This window comes from Verrucomicrobiota bacterium (assembly GCA_016871535.1).
Lineage (GTDB): Bacteria > Verrucomicrobiota > Verrucomicrobiia > Limisphaerales > SIBE01 > VHCZ01.
Window position 1 is genome coordinate 1 of sequence record VHCZ01000347.1, and the last position, 5,461, is coordinate 5,461.

Consider the following 5,461-nt stretch of genomic DNA (forward strand, 5'->3'; position numbering starts at 1 on the left):
GGGGCAGGGGGTGGGTTCAGGGGTTCAATGCGCGAAACATTTTCGGAGAATTCTCTCTCTGATCCTCATCGGTTGGCTCACGGACACAGCGCGACCTGTATCGGCGAGCGACCCGACCGCGAATCTGGCTCCGAAAGCCCGAGTCTCCGCCAGCAGCCAGTTCAGTGAGGAGCTACTGACTCCGCCGGAGGAGAAAACGCCCAAGGCCCACGCGTTGCGGCGTGATTTGGTGGAGGGACGCTTCGGCTTTCGCGACATCCTCCTGGTTCAGCGCAAGCCGCTGGAAATCTCGCACGTGTATGTTTACCACGTCGAAGGTTTTCGGCCCGGCGGCGGTCTTTACATTTTCACGCCGGACGAAACGGGCGGTCAGTTGCGGCGCATTTTTGACGCTGGCGAAGGCATGATCACCACCGCCGATCTGTCTTACGACGGCCGGGAAATTGTCTTTGCCTGGCGTCGCGGCGGTCATGTGGCTTCGAATCCCGTGGGACACGTCGAGGATATTTCGCAATACCCCGACGAGAAGCACAACTATCAGATTTTCCGAATCAACCTGGATGGCACCGGATTGACCCAATTGACGCACGGCGCCCAGAACAACCTGGATCCCTGCTGGCTGCCGGACGGCGGCATCGCGTTCATCTCCGACCGCCGGCCGGCCTACGCCTATTGCTGGGTCACGACTTCGCCGGTGCTGTATCGGATGGAACGCGACGGCTCGAAGCCGAAACGGCTTTCGGCGAATTACCTCATGGATTTCACCCCGGCGTTGGGGCAGTCCGGCGAGCAAACTCGCCGAGATCATTCGCAGCGGACACCGCGACACCGGCGGCAAACCGCGAGTTGATGTGCCGGACGAGGACCGGCGGCGCGTCTATTTGTGGATGGATCTGAACGTTCCGTACTACGGCACGTCCTCGTCCAACCACAAGGACCAGATGGGCAGCCGCCGCATGATGCCGCTGGATCTGGACAGCACCCTGAAGGAAGTGGCCTCGCGCCGATGCGTTTCCTGTCATCAAGCCGGCGTTCCGCGAAAATTCTTCACCCGGGTGATGAAACCCGAGAAAAACAATTTCCTGCTTGCGCCGCTGGCAGCGGCTGCGGGCGGGACCCAGAAATGCGGCCTCCCAGTTTTCGCTTCGACGGACGATCCGGACTACCAGAGAATCCTGCGCACCTTCGAGCCGATCCACGCGCTGTTGAAACGTCGGCCGCGCGCGGACATGCCCAACTTCCAGTTGGTGAGCGATTGAGAGCCTATTCTCACCTTGCCAGCGGATCGGGGCGAAGCTGAAATTTCATCACCTTGCTCGTCGTGCCTTGGCCACCTTCCATGTGAAAGGGCGCGCGCGTGCCGATGCACGCCCAGAGTCCGCGTGTCCAGGTGAATCGCTGGTTTGGTTTTTCGACGGATTTCTGGCAAGCCGCAGAGTACTTCAGTTTTGTGATGATTCTCATGTCGGGCACCGGGCTGAGCCTCGAAATACGGGTTGTGGTCCTGACTTTGGTTCGTCTGGGCGTCATTCCGCACGCCTGGCTGGCCAAAGGCCGGCGGTATTTTCGGTTCGCAAACGAAGTCTTCTCCCTCTCTTCCCGAAGGAGGAGAGGGCCGGGGAGAGGAGGTGCGTTGGCTCGCTTCTCCTGTTGTGAAGAAACCCCTCTCTCCAACTCTCTCCCCTCTCGTTCCTCGCGGGGAGAGAGGGAAGTCAATCGGAGTCGCTGACCAACACTTTAGATCGCACCGGGCAAGGCTGCCCGCGCTCCTTTCCTCCAGGCACTCCACTCAAAAAACGGTTGATCCTCGCACGACGCCTCGCCAATCTTCGCCGTATGACCAAAGATAATCTCCCCATCTCTCAACCCATGCCTCGCAGGCAATTCCTCAAGCTCACAGGTGGTGCCGCGACCGCCCTGGCCATTTCGCAGCCGTTCCATATCCGCGCGGCCGCGAAGAAGCTCGAACCCTTGCCCCCTGGCATCAAAGTGTCGCTCCAGATTTCCGGCGACGCGACCGACGAAGATCTCAAGTTCGCCCAGCAGCTTGGCGTCGAGTACGTCAATATTCCCAGCGGCGGCGAGCGCGCCACGGCGGAGAACTTCATTCGCTTGAAACACCGCGTGGAAGCCGCCGGGATCAAAGTTTGGAACATTGGCAACAGCAACGTCCATAACATGCCCGAAGTGACGTTGAACCTGCCGGGCCGCGACGCGAAAATCGAGGAGTACAAGAACTATCTTCGCAACCTCGCCAAAGCCGGCATCCATTACACGACCTACGCGCACATGGGCAACGGCATCTGGAGCAGTGAACGCGAGACCACACGAGGGGGAGCGCCGGCGCGCGCGTTCGATCTGAACAAGAACCCGAAGGGTTACTGGGTCGGCAAAGTGTTTGAAGGTCCGCTCACGCACGGCCGCAAATACAACCCGGATGAGCTTTGGGAGAATTACGCCTACTTCATCAAACAGGTCGTGCCCGTCGCCGAGGAACTCGGCATTCGCATTGGCATTCACCCGGACGATCCGCCGGTGCCGGAATTGGGCGGCGTGCCGCGCTGCATTTTCGGAAACTTCGCCGGCTACGTGCGGGCGCTGAAGATCGCGAACAGCCCGAACATCGGCGTTTGCCTGTGCGCGGGAACCTGGATGGAAGGCGGAAAGCACATGGGCAAGGATGTGTTTGAGGCCGCGCGCGCCTTCGCGAAGATGGGCAAGCTCTGGAAGATCCATTTCCGCAACGTCAGCGCGCCGATCCCATACTTTGTCGAGACGTTCGTGGATAACGGTTACACGGACATGCTCAAGCTCATGAAAACACTCCACGACGTGGACTTCCGCGGCGCGTTAATCGCGGACCATGTGCCTGGAATGGTCGGCGGCTCGAGGGTCGGCTGGGCTTACAGCATCGGCTACATCAAGGCGCTCCTCCGAGCGGTCAGCTCTAAGAAGGGTTAGCTAGGCTGGCCAAAATCAGTTTCAGTTGTAAGGTAGGGCTGGGCTGCCGCGCAGCCATGATTCCGTCAGTTTCAAGAGGAATTTCGAAGGCCGCAGTGCCTGAAATGGACCCAGAACGCCGTGAGCGAAACGTATCGCACCGGCTGCGCGGCAGCGCAGCCCTACCAGGGGCCGAGAGTCAATAACCACAGTTTTGCCCGAACATGAACCGGCGTGATTTTCTGATTGGAGCCGCAGCCTTGCCCTTCGCAGTTCAGCCAGCCTCGGCCAATACGGATGAAGCCGTGCGCCTGCTGCAAAGAAAGGTGGATTCCGGCGAGCTGGCCGGCGCGGTTCTTCAGGTGCGGCGCGGCAATCAAGTGTCGGCACACCACTTCGGGATCGCCAAACCGGATTCCGTTTTCTACCTGGCCTCGCTCACCAAGCCGATGACGGCGACGGCGGTTATGATTCTTGTGGATCGAGAGAGGGTTTCCCTTGAGGACCGCGTGCAGAAGTTCGTGCCAGAATTCAGCGGCGGTGAGCGAGAGCGCGTACTTCTCCGGCATTTGCTGACCCACACGTCGGGCTTGCCGGACATGCTTCCCGAAAATGAGGAACTCCGCAAACGTCACGCGTCGTTGAGAGATTTTGTTGCGGGCACTTGCAAGACTCAGCTTTTGTTCTCGCCAGGAACGCGCGTGAGTTATCAAAGCATGGGCATCTTGCTCGCGAGCGAAATTGTGGAACGCGTTTCCAACCGTTCGTTCCCTGACTTCCTCCGCGACGAAGTTTTTCGCCCGCTCGAAATGCGGGACAGCTCGTTGGGGCTTGGCGGACGAAAACTGGAAGAGACCATGCAATTGCAGCACGATGCGCCGACAGATTGGGCGCAGAACAGTTCCTATTGGCGCAACCTGGGCGCGCCCTGGGGCGGTGTGCATGGAACCGCCGCCGATGTGAGTCGTTTCACGAATTATTTCCTCCATCCTGACGCATCGGTGCTCAAGCCGGCGACCGCCGCGGCGATGCTTGCGAATCAGACTCAGGGACTCAACCGGCCGTGGGGAATCGGCTGGGCGATGGGCAGCGGGTTCGGAAACCGTTCCTCCGCTCGAACGTGCGGCCACAGCGGATCGAGCGGCACCCTCATGTGGCTTGATCCGGAGAAGGATTTGAGTTGCGTGCTCCTGACGACTTTGCCTGCGGCGTTTTCGCGAAAGACGCTTTTGGATCCGGTGTCGGATTTGGTGTCGGAAGCAGCTTGAGTCGTCTTCGCGACGGGTAATGCAACCCAGGTTGGAGAGATCAAAGTTTAAGGATGATTCGAAATCAAAAACTGGATTTGAACTGCGACCTGGGGGAAGGCGAACCCATCGCCCGAACGCGCGCCCTGATGCGTTGGATCACCTCCGCCAACGTGGCGTGCGGCGGCCATGCGGGCGATCTCGCATCCATGCAATGCTGTGTTCGCTTGGCCAGGCAATTCCGCGTGCGATTGGGCGCGCATCCTGGCCCGTGGAGTCGGGGCGATTTTGGGAGAACCGCGGTTCAACTCACACCGGACGAACTGGAGTTGCTCTTGCTTCAACAGGTGGGCGCGCTGGAGCAAATTGCGAACCAAGGAGGCGCTCGGTTGCATCATATCAAACTCCATGGCGCGCTCTACCACGCGAGCGAGGCGAAGGAAGCAATCGGCCGCCGCTACGTCCAAAGCGTCGCTCGCTGGTGGCCGCGCGCGGTCATTTACGCCCAAGCGGCCGGGAATGTGGCTCGATTGGCGAAAAGCAATGGCGTGGAAGTCTGGGAAGAGGCTTTCGCGGATCGAGGCTACGAAGACCGCGGCGAACTTGTCCCGAGAACCAAACCGGGCGCGTTGCTGAGGGACGTCTCGGCAGTCGGGCGCCGCGTTCAGATGATCGTCAACGACGGGCAGGTCGAAACGATTTCCGGCGCTCGAATCCCGCTGCGGCCTCAGACGCTTTGCGTGCACTCGGACACACCGGGATCGCCGGCGATCGCCCGAGTCGTCTGGAACGTTTTGAGAAGGGCGTCCGCTGAGTAGGGCAGGCTTCCAGCCTGCCTCAGGAGTTTGGACATTTTTGCCGTCGGTATCTCTGTCACGAGTAGAATCTTTCAGTTTCTCCCGGAGGGAGACCTGAGAGTAGCCCAGCCTTTCAAGGCTGGGAACGAAAGTAAGGGGGCCGAGTCCCGAAGAGGGACGGCTGATTCCTGCCACGTCGCAAGGGGACTGCCGACGACCTCAATGAATTCGATGCCGAAGCGCGTCCCCGTCATGGAGACTCAACCGTCCCTTCGGGACTCGAATTCCTGGCGACGCCAGCCCAGCCTTGAAAGGCTGGGCTATTGTCGATTCTCCCTCCGGGAGATAGAGCGTCATTCGTTCCCGTCGGGCTTGTTGGACTGCGCGGGAAATGTCCAAACTCCAAGGGCAGGTTTCCTGCCTGTCTCCCGAAACGCGTTCAACGACATCATTGGGCAGGCAGGATGCCTGCCCTAC

6 protein-coding genes are annotated in these 5,461 nt (G+C 60.0%); all 6 read left to right on the forward strand.

Annotated features, from left to right (window positions below; genetic code table 11):
• Positions 1 to 850: hypothetical protein (locus FJ398_25660; GenBank protein MBM3841278.1), on the forward strand; the 850-nt coding region annotated here is incomplete at its 5' end.
• Position 851: 1 nt separating this feature from the next.
• A complete protein-coding gene (locus FJ398_25665; GenBank protein ID MBM3841279.1) occupies positions 852 to 1,259 on the forward strand; it encodes a hypothetical protein in 408 nt (135 codons plus the stop codon).
• A 98-nt stretch (positions 1,260 to 1,357) separates the two neighbouring features.
• Positions 1,358 to 1,729: a preprotein translocase subunit TatC gene (locus FJ398_25670; GenBank protein ID MBM3841280.1), complete on the forward strand. Its 372-nt coding sequence runs from the start codon at positions 1,358 to 1,360 to the stop codon at positions 1,727 to 1,729.
• 140 nt (positions 1,730 to 1,869) lie between these two features.
• The gene (locus FJ398_25675) at positions 1,870 to 2,961 is read left to right on the forward strand and encodes a TIM barrel protein (protein ID MBM3841281.1); all 1,092 of its coding nucleotides are present in this window, start codon (positions 1,870 to 1,872) and stop codon (positions 2,959 to 2,961) included.
• 203 nt (positions 2,962 to 3,164) lie between these two features.
• A complete protein-coding gene (locus FJ398_25680; GenBank protein MBM3841282.1) occupies positions 3,165 to 4,208 on the forward strand; it encodes a beta-lactamase family protein in 1,044 nt (347 codons plus the stop codon).
• 53 nt (positions 4,209 to 4,261) lie between these two features.
• A complete protein-coding gene (locus FJ398_25685) occupies positions 4,262 to 5,005 on the forward strand; it encodes a LamB/YcsF family protein (GenBank protein ID MBM3841283.1) in 744 nt (247 codons plus the stop codon).
• Positions 5,006 to 5,461 lie beyond the last annotated feature (456 nt).

Excerpts from the sequence above, each read along its gene's own strand:
- FJ398_25675 (MBM3841281.1), top strand. The coding sequence starts at position 1,870 with ATGCCTCGCAGGCAATTCCTCAAGCTCACAGGTGGTGCCGCGACCGCC.
- FJ398_25680 (MBM3841282.1), top strand. The coding sequence starts at position 3,165 with ATGAACCGGCGTGATTTTCTGATTGGAGCCGCAGCCTTGCCCTTCGCA.
- FJ398_25685 (MBM3841283.1), top strand. The coding sequence starts at position 4,262 with ATGATTCGAAATCAAAAACTGGATTTGAACTGCGACCTGGGGGAAGGC.